The sequence below is a fragment of the Aeromonas sp. s7(2024) genome (assembly GCF_040907825.1).
Classification (GTDB): Bacteria; Pseudomonadota; Gammaproteobacteria; order Enterobacterales; family Aeromonadaceae; genus Aeromonas; species Aeromonas veronii.
The window spans coordinates 143,671-166,816 of the sequence record NZ_JBFOCM010000036.1; the positions used below are offsets into that span (position 1 = coordinate 143,671).

19 protein-coding genes are annotated in these 23,146 nt (G+C 61.4%); 7 read left to right on the forward strand and 12 right to left on the reverse strand.

Annotated features, from left to right (window positions below; all coding sequences use genetic code 11):
• Positions 1-5: 5 nt before the first annotated feature.
• Both AB5Y73_RS16410 and AB5Y73_RS16415 read right to left on the reverse strand, forming a co-directional pair.
• Complete coding sequence (locus tag AB5Y73_RS16410) at positions 6-704, reverse strand: L-ribulose-5-phosphate 4-epimerase (protein ID WP_107682778.1); 699 nt, start codon at positions 702-704, stop codon at positions 6-8.
• Positions 701-2,392: a ribulokinase gene (locus AB5Y73_RS16415; RefSeq protein WP_107682777.1), complete on the reverse strand. Its 1,692-nt coding sequence runs from the start codon at positions 2,390-2,392 to the stop codon at positions 701-703. Before AB5Y73_RS16415 ends, AB5Y73_RS16410 begins: the two co-directional genes overlap by 4 nt.
• A gap of 361 nt (positions 2,393-2,753) precedes the next feature.
• Between AB5Y73_RS16415 and AB5Y73_RS16420 the strand changes: the two genes are divergently transcribed.
• The 4 genes from AB5Y73_RS16420 to araC all read left to right on the forward strand — a co-directional run bounded on the left by AB5Y73_RS16420 (position 2,754) and on the right by araC (position 7,415).
• Complete coding sequence (locus tag AB5Y73_RS16420; RefSeq protein ID WP_107682776.1) at positions 2,754-3,737, forward strand: arabinose ABC transporter substrate-binding protein; 984 nt, start codon at positions 2,754-2,756, stop codon at positions 3,735-3,737.
• Between the two features lie 72 nt (positions 3,738-3,809).
• The gene (gene araG / locus AB5Y73_RS16425; protein ID WP_107682775.1) at positions 3,810-5,309 is read left to right on the forward strand and encodes an L-arabinose ABC transporter ATP-binding protein AraG; all 1,500 of its coding nucleotides are present in this window, start codon (positions 3,810-3,812) and stop codon (positions 5,307-5,309) included.
• A 48-nt stretch (positions 5,310-5,357) separates the two neighbouring features.
• A complete protein-coding gene (gene araH, locus AB5Y73_RS16430) occupies positions 5,358-6,359 on the forward strand; it encodes an L-arabinose ABC transporter permease AraH (RefSeq protein ID WP_107682774.1) in 1,002 nt (333 codons plus the stop codon).
• 144 nt (positions 6,360-6,503) lie between these two features.
• Positions 6,504-7,415: an arabinose operon transcriptional regulator AraC gene (gene araC, locus AB5Y73_RS16435; protein WP_042081551.1), complete on the forward strand. Its 912-nt coding sequence runs from the start codon at positions 6,504-6,506 to the stop codon at positions 7,413-7,415.
• A 128-nt stretch (positions 7,416-7,543) separates the two neighbouring features.
• On the opposite strand, the gene AB5Y73_RS16440 is transcribed toward araC, so the two are convergent.
• From AB5Y73_RS16440 to AB5Y73_RS16450, 3 genes are read right to left on the reverse strand one after another with little or no spacing between them, the layout of a single operon-like run.
• The gene (locus tag AB5Y73_RS16440; protein WP_042656389.1) at positions 7,544-8,113 is read right to left on the reverse strand and encodes a membrane integrity-associated transporter subunit PqiC; all 570 of its coding nucleotides are present in this window, start codon (positions 8,111-8,113) and stop codon (positions 7,544-7,546) included.
• On the reverse strand, positions 8,110-9,759 hold the full coding sequence (gene pqiB / locus AB5Y73_RS16445) for an intermembrane transport protein PqiB (RefSeq protein ID WP_005335774.1): 1,650 nt from the start codon (positions 9,757-9,759) through the stop codon (positions 8,110-8,112). The genes AB5Y73_RS16440 and pqiB overlap by 4 nt, the downstream gene beginning before the upstream one ends.
• Complete coding sequence (locus tag AB5Y73_RS16450; protein ID WP_058059687.1) at positions 9,752-11,023, reverse strand: paraquat-inducible protein A; 1,272 nt, start codon at positions 11,021-11,023, stop codon at positions 9,752-9,754. The genes pqiB and AB5Y73_RS16450 overlap by 8 nt, the downstream gene beginning before the upstream one ends.
• 176 nt (positions 11,024-11,199) lie before the next feature.
• Between AB5Y73_RS16450 and hfq the strand changes: the two genes are divergently transcribed.
• Complete coding sequence (gene hfq / locus AB5Y73_RS16455) at positions 11,200-11,559, forward strand: RNA chaperone Hfq (RefSeq protein ID WP_005335772.1); 360 nt, start codon at positions 11,200-11,202, stop codon at positions 11,557-11,559.
• 132 nt (positions 11,560-11,691) lie between these two features.
• Here hfq and AB5Y73_RS16460 read toward each other — a convergent pair whose 3' ends face one another.
• From AB5Y73_RS16460 to AB5Y73_RS16485, 6 genes are all read right to left on the reverse strand, one after another.
• A complete protein-coding gene (locus AB5Y73_RS16460) occupies positions 11,692-12,282 on the reverse strand; it encodes an HAD family phosphatase (protein WP_162895446.1) in 591 nt (196 codons plus the stop codon).
• A gap of 65 nt (positions 12,283-12,347) precedes the next feature.
• Positions 12,348-13,451, reverse strand: coding sequence for an EAL and HDOD domain-containing protein (locus tag AB5Y73_RS16465; protein ID WP_107682772.1), 1,104 nt, complete (start codon positions 13,449-13,451; stop codon positions 12,348-12,350).
• Positions 13,452-13,455: 4 nt separating this feature from the next.
• Positions 13,456-15,096 carry a sensor domain-containing diguanylate cyclase gene (locus tag AB5Y73_RS16470; RefSeq protein ID WP_107682771.1) on the reverse strand — a complete coding sequence of 547 codons (1,641 nt, stop codon included), beginning with the start codon at positions 15,094-15,096 and terminating at the stop codon, positions 13,456-13,458.
• Between the two features lie 254 nt (positions 15,097-15,350).
• Positions 15,351-17,387, reverse strand: coding sequence for an exoribonuclease II (locus AB5Y73_RS16475; protein WP_181497074.1), 2,037 nt, complete (start codon positions 17,385-17,387; stop codon positions 15,351-15,353).
• 99 nt (positions 17,388-17,486) lie between these two features.
• The gene (locus tag AB5Y73_RS16480; RefSeq protein ID WP_118854582.1) at positions 17,487-18,386 is read right to left on the reverse strand and encodes a LysR family transcriptional regulator ArgP; all 900 of its coding nucleotides are present in this window, start codon (positions 18,384-18,386) and stop codon (positions 17,487-17,489) included.
• Between the two features lie 201 nt (positions 18,387-18,587).
• Positions 18,588-19,238 (reverse strand): acyl-homoserine-lactone synthase, encoded by a 651-nt coding sequence (locus AB5Y73_RS16485; protein ID WP_042081537.1) that lies wholly within the window; start codon positions 19,236-19,238, stop codon positions 18,588-18,590.
• Between the two features lie 62 nt (positions 19,239-19,300).
• On the opposite strand from AB5Y73_RS16485, the gene AB5Y73_RS16490 reads away from it, so the two are divergent.
• Together AB5Y73_RS16490 and lysE are read left to right on the forward strand one after the other, a co-directional pair.
• Positions 19,301-20,083: a LuxR family transcriptional regulator gene (locus AB5Y73_RS16490; protein WP_005335753.1), complete on the forward strand. Its 783-nt coding sequence runs from the start codon at positions 19,301-19,303 to the stop codon at positions 20,081-20,083.
• A gap of 206 nt (positions 20,084-20,289) precedes the next feature.
• Positions 20,290-20,898: an L-lysine exporter gene (lysE, locus tag AB5Y73_RS16495; RefSeq protein WP_107682860.1), complete on the forward strand. Its 609-nt coding sequence runs from the start codon at positions 20,290-20,292 to the stop codon at positions 20,896-20,898.
• Positions 20,899-20,979: 81 nt separating this feature from the next.
• Here lysE and AB5Y73_RS16500 read toward each other — a convergent pair whose 3' ends face one another.
• Positions 20,980-22,989 (reverse strand): methyl-accepting chemotaxis protein, encoded by a 2,010-nt coding sequence (locus tag AB5Y73_RS16500; protein WP_107682767.1) that lies wholly within the window; start codon positions 22,987-22,989, stop codon positions 20,980-20,982.
• Between the last annotated feature and the right edge of the window lie 157 nt (positions 22,990-23,146).

Sequence of the window (23,146 nt, forward strand, 5' to 3'; positions counted from 1 at the left end):
TCTGTTTATGCTTTTGTCTGGCCGTAATAGGCGTGCTTGCCATGCTTGCGCTGGTAGTGCTTCTCCAGCAGGTAATCGGGCAGGGGGCGTGCCCCCGGGTTTATCTGGCCGGTGAGCCAGGCCATGCGCGCCACCTCCTCCAGCACCACGGCGTTGTGCACCGCGTCTTCGGCACTCTTGCCCCAGCTGAAGGGGCCGTGGTTGGCCACCAGCACCCCCGGCATGGTGAGAATGGGGGTCTGCTTGAGGGTCTCGACGATGAGGTGACCGGTCAGCCCTTCGTAGTCCTCCTCCACTTCGCCCGGGGTGAGCAGGCGCGAGCAGGGGATCTCGCCGTGAAAGTAGTCGGCCTGGGTGGTGCCGAAAATGGGAATAGGGCGCCCCGCCTGGGCCCAGGCGGTGGCATGGGTGGAGTGGGTGTGCACCACGCCGCCAAGCTCCGGATAGGCGCGATAGAGCACCAGGTGGGTGGCGGTGTCGGAGGAGGGGCGCAAGGCACCTTCCACCTGCTTGCCAGCCAGATCCAGCACTACCATGTCTTCGAGCAGCATCCGCTCATAACTGACGCCGCTTGGCTTTATCACCACCAGATTGCGCTCTCGGTCGATGCCGCTCACGTTGCCCCAGGTGAAGGTCACCAGCTCGTGGCGCGGCAGATCCAGGTTGGCGACGAGCACCTGCTCCTTGAGCATCTTGAGGTTCATGCCGGTACCCCCCAGTTGTAGAGCGGCTCGGCGGCGGCGCCCCAGGCGAGGTAGCGCTGGTAGAGGCGCTCATATTCGGCAACCCGTTCAGGGTCAGGCTGGTGGGTGCGTTCCACGGCGCTCGCCATGTGGTGCTGGGCCTTGGCCACATCGGCGTGGATCCCGGCCGCCACGGCGGCAAAGATGGCCGCCCCCAGGGCGCAGCATTGATCCGAGGCCACCACCTGGATGGGCCTGTTCATCACGTCGGCGCAGGTCTGCATCACGGTGGCCGACTTGCGGGCGATGCCGCCGAGGGCGATCACCTGCTCCACCGGCACCTGCTGACTGGTCATGCACTCCATGATGCTGCGGGCCCCGAAGGCGGTGGAGGCCACCAGGGCACCGAACAGATCGGGCGCATCGGTGCCGAGGTTGAGCCCGGTGACGGTGCCCTGCAGGCGCTGGTTGGCATAAGGGGTACGGCGACCGTTGAACCAGTCGAGCACCACCGGCAGGTGGGCCAGATCGCGCTGTTGCTCCCAGGCGGCGGCGAGGCTTGGCAGCAGCTCCCGCTTGTGGGCCTCGATGGCGGTGCGCAGCTCCGGATACTGGGCGGCGAGGCTCTCCAGTGGCCAGCCGAGCTGGCGCTGATACCAGGCATAGATGTCGCCGAACGCCGATTGTCCCGCCTCCAGCCCCACCATGCCCGGCACCACGCTGCCGTCCACCTGGCCGCAGATCCCGGCAATGGCGCGATCACCGATGGTGGCTTCGTCGGCGATCAGGATGTCGCAGGTGGAGGTACCGATCACCTTGACCAGCGCATTGTTGCCGGCCCCGGCCCCCACCGCGCCCATGTGGCAGTCAAAGGCGCCGCCGGCGATCACCACCTCGCAGGAGAGGTGCAGTCGCTCCGCCCACTCGGGGGTCAGGGTGCCGACCGGCAGATCGGCGGTCCAGCTGTCGGTAAAGAGCGGGGTGTCGAGATCCTCGGTCAACAGCGGATCCAGCGCGTTGAGAAACTCGGCGGGGGGCAGGCCGCCCCAGCTCGGGTGCCAGAGGGACTTGTGGCCGGCGGAGCAGCGTCCGCGCCGGATGTCGGCCGGGGCCTGGGTGCCGCTCAGGATGGCGGGGACCCAGTCGCACAGTTCGACCCAGTTGCAGGCAGCGGCGCGCACCGCTGCGTCACTGCGGGAGACGTGCAGGATCTTGGCCCAGAACCACTCGGAGGAGTAGACCCCGCCGATGTAGCGGCTGTAGTCGGGGAACTGGCCGCCGTGGCACAGGGCGGTGATGGCCTCGGCCTCCTCGATGGCGGTGTGATCCTTCCACAGCACGAACATGGCGTTGGGGTTGTCTGCAAACTCCGGGCGCAGGGCCAGCACACGCCCTTCCTTGTCGATGGGGGCTGGCGTGGAGCCGGTGCTATCCACCCCGATGCCGCGCACGGCGGCGCGCTGACTCGGGGTGAGCTGGCTCACCACCGCCACCACTGCCTGCTCCATGGACTCCAGATAGTCGAGGGGGTGGTGGCGAAACTGGTTGGTGACTGGCTGGCAGTAACGACCGGCCTGCCAGCGCGGGTAATAGACGACCTGGGTTGCCAGCTCGGCGCCGTCGTGGCAGCGCACGGCGAGTGCCCTGACCGAATCGCTGCCGAAATCGAGTCCGATGGTGATCTGCTCGGACCTGGGGTGCTCAGACATAAGTGCTCCTGACCATCAATGAGGGGTGACTGGTGAGGAACCATAGGAGATGGACCGGACGGGCGGTTAGCCATTGGCTGCTAGAAATATGGATTTAAACGCTATGCCGGCAAGAGGGTGACGGCCATCGAAGATCCGCTATGTGATTATTTTGCTGAAAACATAGACAAAACGGCTGCAATTTCATGGCGTGATCCTGCTCTCCATTTTTCCATGTGAAAACGATTACAACTTGGTTCGCTCAACTAGCAACAACAATAACGTCCTGTTTAAGCATGTTTTTATATGGCTGCGACTTGATTGACTCAACCAGCAGCACTGCGTGGATACATGGATTGATAGAACACCTGGAGACACTCGCATGAACAAAATCGTTAACAGCATGATCGCAATGGGGTTTGCCCTTGGTATGGCAAATTCTGCTTTCTCGGCCGAGGCGCTGAAGCTGGGTTATCTGGTCAAGCAACCGGAGGAGCCCTGGTTCCAGACCGAATGGAACTTCGCCGACAAGGCGGGCAAGGATCTCGGCTTCGAGGTGATCAAGATAGCCGTCCCCGATGGCGAGAAGACCCTCAATGCCATCGACAGCCTGGCAGCCAACGGCGCCAAGGGCTTCGTCATCTGCACCCCTGATCCCAAACTCGGGGCCGCCATCATGGCCAAGGCCAACAGCATGGATCTGAAGGTCATCACGGTGGACGACCAGTTCGTCAATGCCAAGGGGCAGCCCATGGAGCAGGTGCCGCTGGTGATGATGGCCGCCACCAAGATTGGTGAACGCCAGGGCCAGGAGCTCTACAAGGAGATGCAAAAACGCCAGTGGGATGTGAAGGCGACCGGGGTGCTCGCCATCACCGCCGACGAGCTCGACACCGCCCGTCGCCGGGTCGAAGGCTCCTTGAGCGCGCTCAAGGCCGCCGGTTTCCCCGAGGGGCAGATCTACCGCTCGCCGACCAAGGCCAACGACATTCCGGGGGCGCTGGATGCCGCCAACTCCATGCTGGTGCAGCATCCCGAGGTGAAGAACTGGCTCATCGTCGGCATGAATGACAACACAGTGCTCGGCGGCGTACGTGCCACCGAAGGGCAGGGCTTCAAGGCCGAGAACGTCATCGGCATCGGTATCAACGGGGTGGATGCGGTGAACGAGCTCTCCAAGTCCAGTGCCACCGGCTTCCTCGGCTCCCTGCTACCAAGCCCGGACGTGCACGGCTACAAGAGCATCCAGATGCTGCATGACTGGGTGATCAACGGCGCCGAACCGGCCAAGTTCACCGAGGTGACCGACGTGGTGCTCATCACCCGCGACAACTTCAAGGTCGAGCTGCAGAAGAAAGGTCTGTGATTGACGCCATCTAAACCCTGACACCGAGACCGGCATGGCGCAGTGCGCCATGCCGGTCGGCTGGAGTGAAACATGAATCAGTCAGTTCCTTATCTGGAGTTTTGCGGCATCAGCAAGGAGTTTCCCGGCGTCAAGGCGCTGAAGAACGTCTCCTTCTGCTGCCAGCAGGGCACGGTGCACGCGCTGATGGGGGAGAACGGCGCGGGCAAATCCACCCTGCTCAAGATCCTGAGCGGTTTTCAGTCGCCCACCACCGGGGTGGTGAAGCTGGCCGGCCAGGAGCGGGTCTTTCAGAGCACGGTCGATGCGCTGGAGTGCGGGATCGCCATCATCTATCAGGAGTTGCACCTGGTGCCCGAGATGACGGTGGCCGAGAACATCTACCTCGGTCAGCTGCCGACCCGGCGCGGGCTCATCGATCGGGAGAAGCTCTATCAGGATGCGGCCAGGCAGCTGGCGCGCCTCGGCATGGACGTCTCCCCCGAGACGCCGCTCAAGTATCTGTCGCTGGGGCAGTGGCAGATGGTGGAGATCGCCAAGGCGCTGACCCGGGATGCCAGCGTCATTGCCTTCGACGAGCCGACCAGCAGCCTGTCGTCCCGCGAGATCGAGCAGCTGTTTCGGGTCATCCGTCAGCTGCGTGACGAGGGCAAGGTCATTCTCTACGTTTCCCACCGCATGGACGAGATCTTCGCCCTGTGCGACGCCATCACGGTCTTCAAGGACGGCCAGTTCGTACGCACCTTCGGCTCCATGGCCGAGGTGGACCGGGATCTGCTGGTCAAGACCATGGTGGGGCGCGAGCTGACCGACATCTATGGCTACAGCCCAAGGCCGCTCGGCGAGGCTGGCCTCAAGGTAGATAACCTGATGGGGCCTGGGCTCAAGGCGCCGGTATCGTTCGAGGTCAAGCGCGGGGAGATCCTCGGCATCTTCGGGCTGGTGGGGGCCGGGCGCAGCGAGCTGATGAAGCTCATCTTCGGCGCCGACAAGATGCACAGTGGCGAGATAGCGGTGTTTGGCAAGCCGGTGGTCATCGGCAGCCCCATCAATGCCATTCGCAGCGGCATCATGCTCTGTACCGAAGATCGCAAGGCGCTTGGCATCATCCCCATCCACTCGGTGCAGGAGAACATCAACATCAGTGCCCGCCGTCACCATGCGTGGGGGGGCTTCTGGATCAACCAGCGGTGGGAAGACGAGAACGCGAGGCTGCGGATCCGCGACATGCGGGTCAAGACCCCGTCTCCCCAGCAGGCCATCATGAACCTCTCCGGCGGCAACCAGCAGAAGGCCATTCTGGGGCGCTGGCTCTCCGAGGACATGAAGGTCATCTTGCTCGACGAGCCGACCCGCGGCATCGACGTCGGGGCAAAGAACGAGATTTACAACGTGATTTACGATCTGGCCAAGGTGGGCATCGCCGTGGTGGTGGTATCAAGCGAGCTGCCGGAAGTGCTGGGCATCGCGGACCGGATCATGGTCATGCGGGAGGGGGAGATCGTCGGCGAGCTCTCCCACGATGAGGCCAACGAGGTCAAGGCGCTCAATCTGGCCATGCCGGCCCGTTGATCTGCTGACCGCAACGAGATAGCACCCGGAATTTTCAGGAGAAATACCATGACAACTACTACCTCAGTCGGCCAGGCCGCCAGCGCCGCGGCAGCCAGCGGCTCCCGCCTGCAACTGGCCCGCGTCTGGGATCAATACGGCATGCTGGTGATCTTCGCCATCCTGTTCCTGCTGGCCTGCGTGCTGGTGCCCAACTTTGCCAGCCTGATCAACATGCGCGGGCTCGGGCTCGCCGTCTCCATGTCGGGCATGGTGGCGTGCGGCATGCTGTTCTGCCTCGCCTCCGGCGAGTTCGACATGTCGGTCGGCTCAGTGGTGGCCTGCTCCGGCGTCGCTTGCGCGGTCGGCATCAACGCCACCGAGAGCATCACGGTCGGCATCCTGGCCGGCATGTCGGTGGGAGTGCTGTTTGGCCTCATCAACGGCATCGTGGTGGCCAAATTCAAGATCAACGCCCTCATCACCACCCTCGCCACCATGCAGATGGCGCGCGGGGTGGGCTACATCATCTCCGACGGCAAGGCGGTCGGCATCGTCGAGGAGCGTTTCTTCGAGCTCGGCAACTCCGCCCTGCTCGGCATCCCGACCCCGGTCTGGCTGACCGCTGTCTGCTTCGTGCTGTTTGGCCTGCTGCTCAACAAGACCACCTTCGGCCGCAACACCCTGGCCATGGGGGGTAATGAGGAGGCGGCGCGCCTGGCCGGGGTCAACGTGGTGCGTACCAAGATCATCATCTTCACCATGACCGGGCTGATTGCCTCCATCGCCGGCATCATACTCTCCTCGCGCATGACCTCGGGTCAGCCGATGACCTCCATCGGCTTCGAGCTGGTGGTGATCTCCGCCTGCGTGCTGGGGGGCGTCTCCATGAAGGGGGGGATCGGCAAGATCTCCTACATCATCGCCGGGGTGCTGATCCTGGGGCTGATGGAGAACGCCATGAACCTGCTCAACATCTCCCCCTTCGCCCAGTACGTAGTGCGTGGCCTCATCCTGCTCGCCGCCGTGCTGTTCGACCGCTACAAGCAGGTACGCAAGGCGCGCATCTGATCCCTGTCCAACCATGCAGGCCCGCGCGCAGCGGGCCTGTTGAGGGTTATCCTATGGCGCACGAAACATCCCGTTGTGAGCCAGTTCACCAATTTCACACGGCGCCGAGCGTCAGATAGCGCGTTCCCAAGGTGAGTCTTTACAATGGCCCAAGCCGATTTTTTTACCCAAGCGCTGTTTTCCGCCATGTCCTCGATGCAAAAAGAGAAGCCGAAACAACTCAACCCCCTGCTGCCGGGCTATGCCTTCGACGTCTTCCTGGTCTCGGGCATGACCCCCATCGAGCAGGGGAGTGCGCTCGACTTCATCATCGACCGGCCCCTGGGGATGAAGGGCTTCATCGTCAATCTGACCATCAGGGGCAAGGGGCTGATCTTTCAGGGGGAGCAGGCCTTCACCGTGGAGCCCGGCGACCTGCTGTTGTTTCCGCCGGCGGCGGTGCATTATTACGGCCGGGCGCCGGATGCGCGGGAGTGGTATCACCGCTGGGTCTATTTCCGGCCGCGGGCCTACTGGGCTGATTGGCTCAAGTGGCCGCAGGTCACTGAGCGGGTGGGGCGCCTGCAACTAGCGGACGCCGCCTTGCTCGCCGAGTTTGACGCCCTGTTCCTCGACATCGAAGAGACCCATCAGCAGCTGCGCCCCATGTCGGAACAGCTGGCCATGAACCTGCTAGAGCGGCTGCTTATTCGCTGCTATGAAGCCTCCTCCCTAAGTGCCTACCCCACCATAGATCACCGGGTGCACCAGGCGTGCCAGATCCTGAGCGAGTCGCTCTGCGCCGAGATCTCGGTGGAGGCGCTGGCCGAGCAGGTGTTTTTGTCCCCGTCACGGCTGGCCCACCTGTTTCGCGAGCAGGTGGGGGTGAGCATAGTGCGCTGGCGGGAAGATCAGCGGATCATGCGGGCCAAGCTGCTGCTGCAGACCACGCCGCTGTCGGTGGCCACCATAGGCCAGCAAGTGGGCTATGACGATCAGCTCTACTTCTCGCGGGTGTTCAAAAAACGGGTGGGGGTCAGTCCCTCGGAATATCGGAAATGTGCTACTCCACTATGACATCAGATTTCAGCTAGCTTGCGAAGATTCAAAAAATAGACTCAACACTCTCTTTCACGGGGTGGCTGCAATGTGAAACGACGCCAGCTGGCGTCGTTTTTTTATCTCTGCAATCGGCGGATGGGCGATTAGCTGGCGCTCTGGCGCACCTCGGCGGCGATCTGGTCGAGCAGCTGTTGCCAGCCCTGACCCAGCTCGTTCACCAGTGCGTTGTAGCCATCGGCTGGCAGTACCCGCTCCTGACGGAAGGGGGCATCGCGCAGCACGGTGCCATCTTCTGCCAGCAGGCGCCAGCGGCCGCTCAGCACGGCGCTGCCGTCATGACGGCCCTGAAAGCGCTCCACCAGAATGGTCAGCACCGGCCCCTTGCGGGCGCCATCCTGCCGTACCACCCAGCCCGGCAGGCGGGTGGAGAGGCCATTGAGGGTGAGCTGGTTGAGTTGATCGTCCAGCGCACCGGCCCAGCGATGGTACTCGGTGAAGTGGAGCTCTTGCCCTTCCAGCTGATAGACCAGGCTGATCCGGTCGAGCTGGCTGGCCAGCGCCACCGGGCGCAGCACCAACTGGTGCTGCGGTTGGGCCGGGGCAGTCACGGGTTGCTGACTATCGGCATCGAGCGAGTAGTAGTGCAGGCTTGGTTGGCTGCTGCAACCCGCCAGCAGGCCCAGCAGGGCCAGCGTCAGGATCTCTTTTTTCATTGTTTGCCTCGCTTGGGCTCAGGGTCCGATGGATGCGCGCGATCGAAGATCAGCGAGCTGGGCTGCTCGTTGAGGGAGTGCACCAGCGGCTGCAGTTCGCGCATCAACTGATTGAGGGTCTGCACCGACTGGCGCAGGTCCTGATTGGTCTGCGACTGGGCATCATAGGCCTGCAAGGTCTCCTGCAACTGCTTGAGGCTCTCGTTGAGCGAGGCGGGCAGCTGCTGGGTGGAATCCTTGGCAGTGAGCTTGTTCAGGTTGGCGCTGACTGCACTGATGTTCTTCAGGGTGCCATCCAGGGTGGTGAGTGACCCGTTGACCTTGGTCAGGGTGGTCGCCATGTCCATGTCGACAAACTTGTCGAGGATGAGGTTCACCTTGCGCTCGATCTGATCCAGCCCGCCCTGCACGGTGGGGAAGACCTGATAACCGGCCAGCTTGGCCTGCTCGAAGCGTGGCGCGTCCGGATAGAAGTTGAGGTCGATGATCTTGCCGCCGGTCAGCAGGCTTGAGGTCTTGAGGCTGGCACGCAACCCCTCCTTGAACTGCTTGCCGAACAGGGCGCGCCATTGATCCTTCTCCGCCTTGGCATAGCGGTGGGAGAGGCGCTGTACCTCGATGCGAGCCAGCACCGGGATCTGGCGGCTCTTGAAGATCTGCACGCCCTTGTCCTCGATGAGGTAGGGGGCGGAGATGACGGTACCGACCCGAATGCCGCGATACTGCACCGCAGCGCCCGGGTGCAGGCCACCCACGTTGTCATCGAACAGGAAGACGTAGTCGATGAACTGATCCAGACTACCGGCCAGCACGCTCGCCTCATCTTGGAACAGGGTGAACCCTTCCATCTGTTTGACCGGTTCGCCAGGCGCCCAGCCGGGTGGCAGACCCATGGTAATGCCGCCATCGATCAGGCTCTCCAGCGAATCCATCTTCACCTTCATCCCCTCGCTGCTCATGGAGACCTCGAAGCCCGGGGTCATCCAGAAGCGGGAGTTGCTGCTCACCAGAATGTCATAGGGGGCGTGGATGAAGATTTGATACTGCATCTCGCTCTTTTCCGGCAGGAACTTCGCCTCTTCCACCTGACCTATGGTGAAGCCCTGATAGTTGATGGGGGAGCCTTCCCCGAGCGCGCGGGTGTCGCGACTGCTGAGGGTTAGACGCAGCCCCTTGGCATCGAGGGAGGCGAGCGGCGGTTTGTCGAGCATGGCGTATTCGTCCCGCGCCCGACCTTTCTTGCCGGGGGCGAGCTCGATATAGGCGCCGGAGAGCAGGGTGCTCAGACCCGATACCCCTTCACGGCCCACTCTGGGCTTGACCACCCAGAACTGGCTGTCACCGCGCAGCATGCCGGAGGCGGCATTGGTCAGCCGTCCTTTCAGCACGGCATGGCTATAGTCATCGCTCAGCTCGACGGCCTCGATGCGGCCGACGTCCACTTCGCGGGAGCGGATCACCGTCTTGCCGGCGACTATGCCCTCGGCAGTGGCGACTGTCAGGGTGAAACTGGGGCCCTGGGAGTACCAGTGCTGGAACAGCATCCAGAGACCGATGAACAGCGCCAGCAGGGGCACCATCCAGATTGCGGCGGCAGAGCTCAGAAAGTCAGAGCCCGGTTTCCACCTTTTTTTACGCTCACTCACGTTCGCGTTCTCCTTGTTGTAAATCCCAGATCAGGCGGGAGTCGAAACTCATGGCGGCGACCATGGTGATCAGTACCACACCTGCAAATGCGACGGCCGCAGGGCCGGGGTAGATGGTCATCAGATTGTCGAGCCGGATCAGGCCCGCCAGAATGGCCACCACGAAGACGTCGATCATCGACCAGCGTCCGACAAATTCGGTCATGCGATAGAGTTTGAGCTTGCCGAGGGGGGAGGTGACATTGCCGCGCTGCACCATATAGCAAAGCCAGAATAGCGCCAGTATTTTCACCAGCGGCACCACCACGCTGGCGAAAAAAATCACCGCCGCTATGGGGTAGGAGCCCATGGCCCAGAGCAGCACCACACCGCCTAGGATGGTGGAGGGGCTGTCATCACCGAGAAACACCGTATCCATGATGGGATAGACGTTGGCCGGAATGTAGAGAATGGCGGAGGTAAACAGCAGCGCCCAGGTGCGGTTCAGGCCGCCCGGCTTGCGCGCATGCAGCTTGCCGCCGCAGCGGGAGCAGCTGTGGCTGCCCACCTCGCTCAGGGCGCCACAGATGTGGCAGCCAACCAGACCTGATTCCAGCGCGCCCGCTTCCGGGTCGATCTCCCGCGCCTCGGTCGGGCCGAACAGCCGCTGCCACAGCCACATCTGATCCAGCGAGGAGATCATCTTGATGAGCAGCACGGTGTAACCGACGAAAGCCCAGAATGACAGCCCCATCTTGATGTCGGCCATCCCCATCAGCTTGACCAGCGAGATGAGCACCCCCACCAGAAAGACATCCACCATCAGCCAGGGTTTGATCCGGCAGAGCAGACGGCCGAGGGAGCGCAGGGCATTGCTGTGCAGATCTTTATCGACCCGCCACAGCACCAGCATGATGGAGCCCATATAAACCAGCGGCAGGCCGATCAGGGTCAGGCTCAGTACCGCGCCGAGAAACAGATAGCCCTCATCCACCAGGGTGGTGATGCTCTGCAGAAAAGTCATCTCCTGGCCCACCCCTTTGGCCGAGAAGGACATAAAGGTAAAGGCATTGGCGAGCACGAACATGATGAGTGCTGCGAACCCGTAGGAGATCGGCCGCAACTCCTGCTGTGGCAGGTGGCGACTCAGGGTGTGTCCGCAACGGGGGCAGCAGCTGGCCTGTCCCACCTCGAGCGGTGTTGCCGGTATCAGCAGGTCACACTCTTCGCAGGCAGTGGCATCATGGACATAGGTGGTGTGGTGTTGGTGTGAAACCGGATGCAAGATAAAACCCCAGATAAGGCCCGTGGTAGAGCCAGAGCTGGCGATTATCGCAGTTGTGCTGGTCAGCGACCAGCCCCCGGAGGCCGCTATTGCTGGCGGGAGTGAGAATGACTTTGACAAGCCAGTGCCCATTTAGCACAATCAAACGCCACTTTTTTTCCGCGGGACAATAATTTATGACAACTGAATCCCCCAGCTACTCCACGATTGAGCAAGCCTTCTCCCTCGGGAACGGGCAAGATTCTGCCCTCAACTGGTTGCGCAAGAACCGCAGTCAGGTCGCTATTTTTCTGGTGAGCGGCATCAAGCTGGAAGGCACCATCAGCGGGTTCGACCAGTACAGCGTGCTGCTGACCGATGCTCATGGTAACCAGCAGCTGGTCTACAAGGCCAAGATCTCCACCATCGCCATGCACACCGGCCGTCCGCAGGTGAATATCCAGCGTGCTCGCAAGCCGCGTGTCTCCATGGCGCCGCGCCCCCACGGTGCGCCGGGTCGTTATGACGACAATCAGGGCGGCGGCAACAACGAGTAATCGTCTGCCCCGTACGCCCCGTTGACGCGCCCTGCGTCAGCGGCTGACGGAACCTGCTCTCATTTTCATTCATGTCCCGTATGAGAGCCGGTTCCGGTTATCGCCCCTTGCAGGGCGATATTTTTTTCTGCACTACGCCGTTATGCCGACTGGTTGACCCTCTTTGACCATGCAGGTCTGCATACCCGCCGCCTCTCCGGCCTGAACCCCGATACCGGTATCTTCAAACACCAGACAGCCTGATGGCTCGACCCCCAGCTTGCTGGCGACCAGCAGGAAGGTGTCCGGATTGGGCTTGTGCAGCTCCACATCGTCTGCGGTGACCACCACGGAGAAGTAGCGATCCAGCCCGGTGTTGCGCAGCACCGCTTCGGCGTTGACGCGGGGCGAGCCGGTGCCGATCCCCATCGGGATGACGCCATGATAGCGCTCGACCAGCGCCTGCATGGCCGGAAAGACGGTCGCCTTGTGCAGGTTGGCCACATAGTGGGCGGTCTTGCAGCGGGTGACTTCGAGCGGATCGAGGGGGATCTGCTGCTCCTGTGCGACCTGCAGGGCTATCTTGCGGCTCGGCATGCCACCAAGCTCGTAGAACCAGTCGGCGTCGAAGTGAAAGCCAAACTCGCGGGCGGTATGTTCCCAAGCGGCGAGGTGCAGCGGCATGGAGTCGACCAGGGTGCCATCAAGGTCAAAGACCAGGCCTTGGAATCCGGAAAGCGTCATGGTGCGGGTCAGTCTCTGAAAAAAGGGAACCCATTCTAGCCAGTGGTTCTCTGCCTCGCCATCACCTAGCTGGTGAGAAACGCTTGCCCCCACATTTGTGACTGAAAATAGACGGGGGTGAGCTGGGCCGGATCGAGTTGATATTTGGGGGCAAGCTGTTCCAGCAGGGCCCAGTTACCCTGTTCATAGGTGCTGACCAGCTGAAACAGATGAAAGAGTGGCCCTTCGTGCAGTTCGATGGCGCGCTGCACGCTCTTGGGCAGGTGGGCCATCAGCGGCTCCGACAGCAGGGAACCATCGAGCACCAGTCCCACCAGAAAGGCCCAGCTTGCCTCCGTTTTACCGAGGGCGGTGAGGGCAATCAACTCGCAGAAGCGGCCGCGGGCGATGGCCATGCGGGTGCAGGCCTCCGGCATGTGCTGGCTCACCCGGGCCAGACCGTTGATCAGCACGAACTTACGGATCTCCTGCTCCCCCAGATAGGAGAGGGCGCGGGGTACCGAGGTGATGGGGGCGGCATGGTCGAAGCCGGGGGCGTTGACGTAGGTGAGCAGCAGGCCGGGCAGCCAGGCATCCTGCTCCAGCAGGCGGGCTACCTGGGCGAAGGAAAACTCTTCGTGGCAGATGAGCTGGAGGATCTGCTGTACCAGCGCCATATCGGGCTGGTTAGCCCGCTGATTGACCAGCTCGGGACGGGCGAGAAAGCCGCCGGCAAAGAAGTCGACCCCCGCCTCCCGCAGCGGGAGAAAATCCGCCCAGGTTTCGATGTTCAGCGCCATCCGCTTGTGTTCGGTGGGCTGGCAGATCCCCTCTTCCCCCATCCAGTACACCAGCAGGCGGCTGGCGCCGAGCCAGCGTGCATCGCGATGGGCGCCATGCACGGCGAGCCGGCGCCGGCTGTCGCGCCACTGCTCCAGCACCGGGAACGAGTTGGGCTGGCGTTCGCTGGAGGCTTCAACCAGCGGGATCGCGTCCTGATCCAGCAGCATGGGACGCTGTTCATCGAGCTGTTCGTGGGTGAAGGGCACCAGATATTGACGCCCCTGCGCCAGCAGGCGGCAATGTTGCGCCAGTGAAGGCCATTCGGCCGGTGAACTGAGCTGATAGTCGATGCCGTAGGCCACCAGAGCCAGGCGACGATTGAAGATGGGGTAGCGACGCAACAGCATGGGATCACCGATAGGCCAGAGTGCGCGCCCTCCCTTGTGACTTGGCATGGTAGAGCGCCTGGTCAGCCTGTTCGGTCAGGGTCTGCCATGCTCCGTCCAGGGAGGGAACCAGATAGCTAAAGCCTATGCTAACCGTAATGAAATCAGCAACCCGCGAGGCGGGATGGGGCATTTTCAAGCGGGCAAGACCATCGTGGATCCGTCCGGCCAGCTGTTCGGCCTCACCGGGTTGGGGGGCGCAAAGCAGAATGACGAACTCCTCCCCGCCGTAACGGGCTACCAGATTGGTGCAGCGCCGCTCTGCATCCCGCAGCACATGGGCCACCTGTTGCAGGCAAAGATCCCCCTTGGCATGGCCGAAGTGGTCGTTGTAGGCCTTGAACTCGTCGACGTCGATCATCAATACCGCCAGCAGGTTCTGGGTGCGCCGTGCCCACTCCCACTCCCGCTGCATGGTGATGTCCCACTGGCGCCGGTTGGCGATGCCGGTGAGGGGATCTTCCAGCGACAGCAGGGAGAGGCGGTGATTGGCCTCCTCCAGCGCACGGTTGGTCTCGGCCAGCTGCATGGTGCGTTCGGCGACCCGGGCCTCCAGCTGGCGGTTGAGGGTTTCCAGCTGCTCCTGAGTACGCTGGCGGATCAGCAGTTGTGACAGGATGGCGGCGTACTGTTTGAAGATCTCGCTCTGATAGGCTTTGAGCGGACGGTGCCAGAGCAGGTTGTCGGCGGCGATCCAGCCGATGGGGGTAGTGCCATCCCATAGCGATACCATGGCGTTCCAGCCACGGCCCACCTGCTGCTTCTCGTAGTAGAGGGGGGTATCTTCCATCACCAGCACGTAGTCCTTGCGCCTGAGCGCCTCTTGCACCGTGGGGTGATCCGGAATGGGGCTGATGAAGTTATGTTCATCCATCAGCTCGCCCTCTTCGCTGGTGCCCCAGGTGCCGCGCATGGTTTTGCCATCGGGTTCGATCAGGAAGATGGCGACCCGATCGAATTGCAGCTCCTTGCGGGCCAGCAGCACGGCATCCCGCAGCAGATCGTTCTCGCTGCGACTGCGGGAGAGGGTGACGCTGACCATGTGCAGCGCCTGCAACATGGTGAGGAAGGAGCCCTGCAGTGCCTGACTCTGTACCAGATCGGTCTGGGTATGGAGCCGCTGGTCCCGCTCCTGATTGACCTGGCTGGAGAGCAGGTGATTGCTGAGCTCGGCAGTCAGATAGTGGATAAGGAGCTGGATGCCCTGACGCTGGTGGGAGGAGAGGCGATCGATGCGGCGGCGGGTCTCCAGATAGATGACCCCTTCCAGTTTCATGTGACGCTTGAGAGGGAAACAGGCGCGTAACTGCGGCTGGGCGGGCTCCACATTTTCGCCGGGATCCGGCGGAGGCTGGAGTTGTTCGATCACCAGTTGTCCCTTCTCCATCGCCTTGTCGATCAGGTGGTGGGGCAGGGTCAGTTGACCGAGATGGGCGAGATCAAGCGTGGTCAGCCCCTGATCGAGCTGAAAGCTGTAGAGCTGCGGTTCGGGGGCTTTTAGCCAGAGGTAGAGGCGTTCGGCATCGGTCTTTTCACGGATGGTGGCGAGGCTCACTTCGCATAACTGAGCGAAGTTGGTGAAGTGTTCCGGGTCCCATTCCTGCATACCAATATCCCTTGGATTGTACCCAAGCGAGTATAGACATATTTCTCCTTGATTAATATGTCAGAAAGGAGAGATGGCGCACATAATGGTTGCTTTAAGCCATTCCGGTGGAGACATTCACTGCGTTCTCTGCCAATCGTGGCTAGAACTGTGTGCCATAGCGGTATATATGGCAGCTTGTAGGGCGGGGTGTTTGGCAAAAAAGAGCCCGCACGATGGCGGGCTCTCTGATAGATCAGACGATTCTGCGTGGCTTATTCTGCCTTGGGGGCAGCCTCAGCGGGTGTTTCACTGCTATCGGCTGGCGCACTCTCGGCCGCCGGGGCTTCCGGTGCCGGACCCGGCACCAGATCCACTGCCGGTTTGGCGATAAGGGAACGGGTCTCTTCCACCGCTTCGGTTAGTTTGACCTCGATGATCTGGCCGAGCTCATAAACCACCTCGGTCTTGTCCAGATAGACGCGGCCGTTGTCCCAGTTGCACTCCAGCCGATCCTTGTTGTCGAGAATATGGCGGGCAGGCAGGAAGACCACGGCGCCGTTCTCCTGCAGACGCAGCTTGAGACCGGCACGCATCACGTCGATGATCTCGGCGTTGAACACCTGATCGGTGCCAGCGGCGGCTTTCAGGTAACGGACATAGAGCCAGTCGCCGATATCACGCTCCACCATGCGGTGCAGACGGCGGCAGGCGGTCAGATGCTCGGTGAGCTCGGTGCTCGGGCGCTCACCCGGGGTCTTGCCGGCGATAACCGCTTTGAGCAGACGATGGTTGACCATATCGCCGTATTTACGGATCGGGGAGGTCCAGGTGGCGTAGGCATCCAGACCCAGACCGTAATGGGCGCCCGGTTCGGAGGACATCAGCGCATAGCTCTGGAAGCGGCGGATCTTGCCGTCCAGCCAGCGGGTGTCGAGGTTGTCGATCCAGCGGCGCAGGGCGCAGAAGCCGGAGAGGCTGGCGATCTCGTCGCGCTCGAACGGGGCTTCGGCACTTTTCAGCAGGTCGATGGCGCCGTCGAGGGACTCTTCGTCAAAGCCGGTGTGAACGTTGAAGATGCCGTAACCGACGCTCTTGCCCAGCACGCGACCGGCGCAGATGTTGGCGGCGATCATCGACTCTTCCACCATGCGGTTGGCGATGCGGCGCGGCTCGACTTGGATAGCCAGCACTTCGCCATTCTCGCCCAGCTCGAAGTCGTAGTCGGGACGATCCGGGAATACCAGCGCATGCTCGGTGCGCCACGCGATGCGTGCTTCGGTCATCGCCTTCATCAGCGGCAGCTGGGCCAGTACGCCTGCGTCGATAGCCAGCTCTTTGCCATGCTCGGCCCAGTCGGAGACGTCGTCATAGTTGAGACGGGCGTGGGAGCAGATGCGGGCGGCGAAGAACTCGGTCTCCTCCAGCAGCAGACCATCTTCGGCGATCAGCAGACGGGCGCACAGAGTGTTGCGCTCCTCACCCTCTTTCAGGGAGCAGAGCTCGTCGGAGAGGGTGCGCGGGATCATCGGCACGTTGCGGCCCGGCATGTAGACGGTAAAGGCGCGCTGGGCCGCCTCTTTGTCCAGCTCGCTCCCTTCGGCCACATAGGCGGTCGGGTCAGCGATGGCGACCAGCAGCTCCCAGCCGTTGTCCAGCTTGGTGATGGCCAGCGCATCGTCCATATCCTTGGTCTTGGCACCGTCGATGGTGAAGAAGGGCACCTTGGTCAGGTCACGACGGGGCAGTTCTTCCTCTTCGATCACCTTCCACTCCGGCAAATCAGCCGGCTCGACCTGGGCCAGATTGTGGCGCGCCAGCACCACCCACCAGGGCACATTGTGATCTTCCTGGGCGGCGATCTTCTGGATGATCTCGGCAGAAAAGTTGCCGTCGACCAGCGCATGGCGCTTGAGAGTAGCCACCACCCAGTCACCTTCCTTGAACTCTTTCTCATCCAGGCCCTTCTTGACGCGGGCCTTGATGGCATCCTTGATCAGCGGGTGGTCGGCGACCACGTTGAGGCGGTCACGGAACATCTTGACCCGGGCCACGAAGCGGGTGACGGACTGCTCCAGCAGGGTATCCGGCTCGGCCACTTCCTTCTCTTTTTCGGTACGGATCAGGGCGGTCACCCGGTCACCGTGCATCACCTTCTTCATGTAGGGAGGCGGCACGAAATAGCTGGTCTTCTCATCGACTTCCAGAAAGCCGAAGCCCCGGTCCGAGGCGCGGATCACACCCTCTTTCTTCGGGATGTTTTCGCGGATTTGTTGCTTGAGCTGGGCCAGCAGCGGATTGTCTTGGAACATAAGTGAGGAACCTGAAGTGAAAACCTGGGTGGAGACCTGATGAAGGATCGCCCAGCACTATACGTTTTTAGCCCTGCAAAGCCAAGGTGAATGGCCTGCTCAGCGTGCTTTCAACTGCGATCTGGCATGCTCGATGAGACGCTGGGAGAGCTGCTTGTGAACCCCTTTTTCCAGTACCCAGCGGTGCCAGTAGAGGCGTTCCGTCAGGACGTGGTCGGGACTGAGGTTGAGCAGTGACCCGCCTGCGAGCTGGCCTCTTATCTGCAATTCGGGAATGAGACAGTAGGCCAACCCCTGCTCGGCCATGGCGACGAAGGCCTCTGAGGAGTGGACCGTATGGCAGGGATAACCGCCGGGCTCCAGCCCGAAGTGTTCCCTCATAAAGCTCACATGCATGTCATCGCGCTGATCGAACGCCACCGCCGGTGCCTTGGCCAGCGCCTCACGAGTCAGGCCGCGAGGGAAGTGGCGGGCTACGAAGGCGGGGCTGGCGGTAAGCAGATAGTTCATCTCACCGAGCTCGTCGACGCAGCAACCCGCCAGCGGTTGGGGATGCAGGCTGACCGCACCAAAGGCCTGGCCCTCGCGGACCTTGTCGAGGGTGCGGTTCTCGTCATCGACCAGCAGGTTGAGTTCGATGGGGTGCTGTTTCAACAAGGGGGCAATGGCGGGCAAAAACCAGGTGGCCAGGCTGTCGGCGTTGACGGCGATGCTGATCCGGATTGGCCCCTGCGGTTCATCGGGAGCCAGCTCCCCCGCCAGTTCGAGCTCAAGCTGATGTACTTGCCGATAGTGGGCCAGCAGCTTCTGGCCGAGTTGCGTGGCCTGCAGCGGTTGGCTGCGAATGAGCAGCGGCTCGGCAAATTGCTGCTCCAGCTGCTTGATCCGCTGGGAGATGGCCGACTGGGTGATATGGAGCGACTTGGCCGCCCGATCGAAGTTCTGCTCCTGCAGTACTGCATCCAGCGCCCGCAGCAGTTTGTAGTCCAGCTCTTTCATCTTCTCCCCCTTCCGTTGCCCAAGGGCTGACTCTACGTCACTCGGCAGGGGACAACAATGGGCGGCGGAAGGGGCGTTGCGCTGTGATTTTTGACAGTAGTGGTCAGGCCATTGAGGGAGGATACTCTCTGGTGCCGCATGGGGTAGCCCTGCGCAGATCGTAGCGACATCTTTATCCCGGGTCTGTTTTCCCGGGATTTTTTATGAGTGAACTGCTAACACCGGTGACGGTTGCTGCAGTGGATAATGGCTGGTTTGATAATGGCCCAGCAGCGGTTGGGAGACCGCCTGCGCGAAGCGCTCATCCAGATGGAAGCGGATGCCAACGCCCCTTACCGCCCCCAGATCGACCGCCTGCCGATGACCGAGCCGCTCGATGGGCAGGCCAAGTCGGCGGAAGATGCGCTCCACCGGCAGGCTGACGACGGCGACCAGCTCCCGGATCCCGTGGGCATGGGCGAAGGCATAGACCTCGCGGAAGATGACGCAAGTGAGTTCGCTGACGCCATTGCTCATGCGCGGTGCGCGCTGGGCATCGATAGCCAGACGGGTGAGTTCCCAGACATCGGGGGTGCGTGGCGCGCTTTCACCGGCAAGGGCGGTGGGGAAGATGGTGGGCAGCATATAGGCATCGGCACAGTTGAGTAGACGAATACAGCCACACAGCCCTTGTTCGTCCTCGATCAGAACCCAATGGGTGTCTGGCGTGTCGAAGCTGTCACGCTCCAGGCCCCGATGAGACTCGACATCCCAGCCTAGCCGGTCGGAAAAGACGCGATTTCGAAAGCGATAGAGTTCATTCTCCACCTCGTTTCGTGGATGTTCTCTCAATTTTCCTTTAAAAACCAACATTATGGACCCTCTATCTTGCTATTCGCCGTTATAATCACATGTCTGGCCAAGGGGGCTTTCATATGAACAGAGACCAACTGCTTGAGTACCTCGAACATTTCACTTCGGTGACGGACGGCAATCGTCTGGCCGAACTGATCGGTCGCTTTACGCTCGGGATGGGCTATGACTACTATCGCTTCGCCCTGATCCTGCCGATGTCGATGCAAAGGCCCAAGGTGGTGCTGTTCAACCAGTGCCCTGATTCCTGGGTGCAGGCCTATACCGAAAACAACATGCTGGCGTGCGATCCGGTGATCCGGCTGGCACGCAAGCAGACGCTGCCCATTTACTGGAACCGCCTCGATGAGCGGGCCAGTTTTCTGCAGGAGGGAACCATGGACGTGATGGGGTTGGCAGCCGAGTTCGGGTTGCGTAACGGCATCTCCTTCCCTCTGCACGGCGCAGCCGGGGAGAACGGTATTCTCTCCTTCATCACCTCCGAGCGGGCCTCGAGCGACCTGCTGCTGGAGTCCTCGCCGATCCTCTCCTGGATGTCCAATTACATCTTCGAGGCGGCCATTCGGGTGGTGCGTTTCAGCATGATGGACAGTGCGGGGAAAGACCCCTTGACCGAGCGCGAGACCGAGTGCCTGTTCTGGGCCAGCGAAGGGAAGACCTCTAGCGAGATCGCCTGCATCCTCGGGATCACGGAGCGCACGGTCAATTACCATCTCAATCAGGTCACCCGCAAAACCGGCTCAATGAACCGCTATCAGGCCATTGCCAAAGGGGTTAGTACGGGGCTGTTGCTGCCCAATCTGGAGCAAGTTGTGGTTACCAACTTCCCCAGATTGCTGCAGTAGGCTGAGCCCACAGGCGCAACAGATTCTCCTGCCGCACTCTGAGGGTCACAATTGTCAGATCCGGTAATTGACAAGGGCTGGAACAGCGGCAGGTATGCCGTTTTTTATTAGCAAAATGAATCAATCAGTAAATCAATGAATTTCTAAGAAGGAACCGCCATCGCTATAGTGCCGCTCATTCATCATTTCGAACGGTACTCTCCATGATGCTCGCAACGACACTGCAAGGCTTCACCATCGGTCTGGCCATGATCATCCCTATCGGCGCCCAGAATGCCTTTGTGCTGAGTCGGGGCATCCATCGCAATCACCATCTGCTGACGGCCACGCTCTGCAGTTTCTGCGATCTCACCCTGATTGCTATCGGCGTATTTGGCGGGGCCAATGTGCTGGCCGCCAGCCCCTTCGGCATGGCGCTGCTCACCTGGGGTGGTGTGCTGTTTCTCGGCTGGTTTGGTGGCCGTTCCCTGCTCAGTGCCTGGCGTGGTAAAGGGGAGGGGCTTGCCGAGTCTGCTCAGCAGATGGGTGCCAAAAGCGTGCTGGCGATGACGCTGGGTGTTACGCTGCTCAATCCTCACGTCTATCTCGATACTTTGATGCTGCTCGGCTCCCTTGGCAGTCAGGTGAGCGAGTCCCTGCGTCCGGCCTTTGCTGCGGGGGCCATGCTGGCCTCGTTGGTGTGGTTCTACTCGCTGGCGCTGGGTGCTGCGGCAGTGGCGCCCTGGCTGGCCCGCTGCCGGGTGCAGCAGGGGATCGATCTGCTGGTAGGCATCATCATGTTGAGCCTGGCTGTTCAACTGGCCATAGGACGTTGAGGAAGTTAAGGCGGCAGGAATGAGCGACCGGTAACAAAAAGATGCCACTCACATGAGTGGCATCTTTACTATTGGAGGGGCTCAGACTCTGAACTGGGAGAGCAGGCGCTGTTGCAGCAGGCTGGCTTGATGGAGCGAGGAGGCGAGCTGCAGGCACTCCTGTGCCTCCTGTTCGCCGGTTCTGGCTTGCAGACTGATGCCGGAGACCTTGTCAGAGGAGTGGCTCAGGGTGTGTGACAGTTGCCCTGTGGCTACGGCCACCTGCTGCACCATGTCGGCCAGCTGGTCGATGGCGCCTTCCACCTTGAACAGGATCTGCTTGGTGTTCTCGGAGTCCTGCATGCCGGACTCTACCGTCTTGAGGTTGCGCTGCATCATCAGATAGGCGGTTTCGGTCTGCTGCTGGATGCTGCTGATCACCTGGCTAATTTCAGCGCTCGATGTTGCGGTGCGATTGGCCAGGGTGCGCACCTCGTCCGCGACCACCGCAAAGCCACGCCCCATCTCCCCCGCGCGGGCCGCTTCTATGGCCGCATTGAGGGCCAGAAGGTTGGTCTGTTCCGAGATGCCGCTGATGGTGGAGATGATCTGGCCAATTTGACCCGCCTGCTCCTTGAGGGAGTTGATGGCGATGGCACACTCGCTCACCTCCTGTACCACCCGCTGCATGCCCGCGCTGGCGGAGGCGACATACTGGCTGCTCTCGGTGGTCAGCTGGCGCACCTCATTGGCATTGTGGGCCGCCATGCTGCAGTTGTCCGAGATACCTGTGGCGACTTGCACCATCTGTTCACTGTCGTGGTGCAGGGCCAGCGCATGTTCGGCGGTCTGGCGGCTGCTCTGGCTGATTGCCTCCACCCGGTTGACCGAGGTGTGAACGTGTTCGCTGATGTGCTGGTTGTTGTCCATGGTGGAGCTGATCATCTTCTGCAATTTCTCGATGAAACGATCCACGCTGTTGGCCAGCGAGCCTATCTCATCATCACGTTGCAGGTTGATGCGGGCGTTGAGGTCCCCCTCGCCGGCGGCGATATCCTGCATTCGTTTGTCCACTTGCAGCAGCGGGGTTACCAGTTTGCGGGTCAGCCAGAAGCCGCAGAGGGTGACCATGATCAGGCTCAGCAACAGGCCACCCAGCAGCAGGGTTCGGATCTGGCTGATGATGCCGTTGAGCTGGGCCACCTGATCCTCGACGGTGGCATCGCCGCTCTCCTCGATGGCAACCAGCTGTTGTCGCAGCTCATCGGCACTGACCTCATAGGCGGACTGCTGGGCCTGATAGCTGCCGAGCGCATCGACCCACTGTCCCATCAGTTGCTGATGCCGGGCCAACAGGGCGCGATACTCTGCCGACAGTGTCTTGCCGGCAAATTCGCCGATTCCCTCGATATCGAACAGCCCGGTGCCGAGCATGCTGTCGACCGCTTCGTGGTAGAAATCAGTCGCCTCTTTCAGCTCGGCCTTGATCGCCTCTGTGACTCCTTGTCTGCGCATCTTCTCCAGCGCATAGAGCTGGCGCAAAAAGCCTATGTTGGATTCCATCCCCCCATCGGCCGCTTCCCAGCGAGTGGAGAGGCCGCTGTTCCAGCTGATGGTCTGGTCGGGGGATTGGGTCAGCGCCTCGACCGCGCCATCGCCAATCACCTCCAGCTGGGTCGAGAGGCGAGCCATCAGATCGGCGTTGTGATGCAGGGCCTGATCCACCTCGGTATAGGCGTGATAGAGCGCCAGCAGCTTCTCTTGTTGCTGTTGATAGTCCTGCTTGTGCTGTTCCATGGTGGCAAGGGCTGCACCATCAATGAGCTGCCCCTGGCTGACCCGGGCCAGCGCATCATCGGTCGCCGCCTTGGCAGCATCGAGTTCGGCGCGATTGAGCGGGGTTCCGTTTTGCATCTTCTGAATCTGTAGCTGTTGGTTGCCCAGCTCTATGGAGCCCTCCATGGCACCGTCGGCGGTCTGCCAGGCGGCGCCCAGGACATAGGAGAGCAGATTGGCTAGCCGCTGGCTGCCATACCAGCCAACGACCCCCATGCCCAGCGTACAGCCGAGCAATATGGCAAGACCCAGATTGGAGGTGGTAACAATTTTCATGTGATGGCCTTCCTTGGTATCGACATTGGCACCAGTTTCGGTTCCGAACGGGTTTAGTGTAGTGGTTTATCCCCCGCTCGGGGACCGGTGCGGCGCTGAAACATCCCGTGCACTGGCTGCACCCGATCAAGCATGGTGGAAAATTGGATAAAAAGCC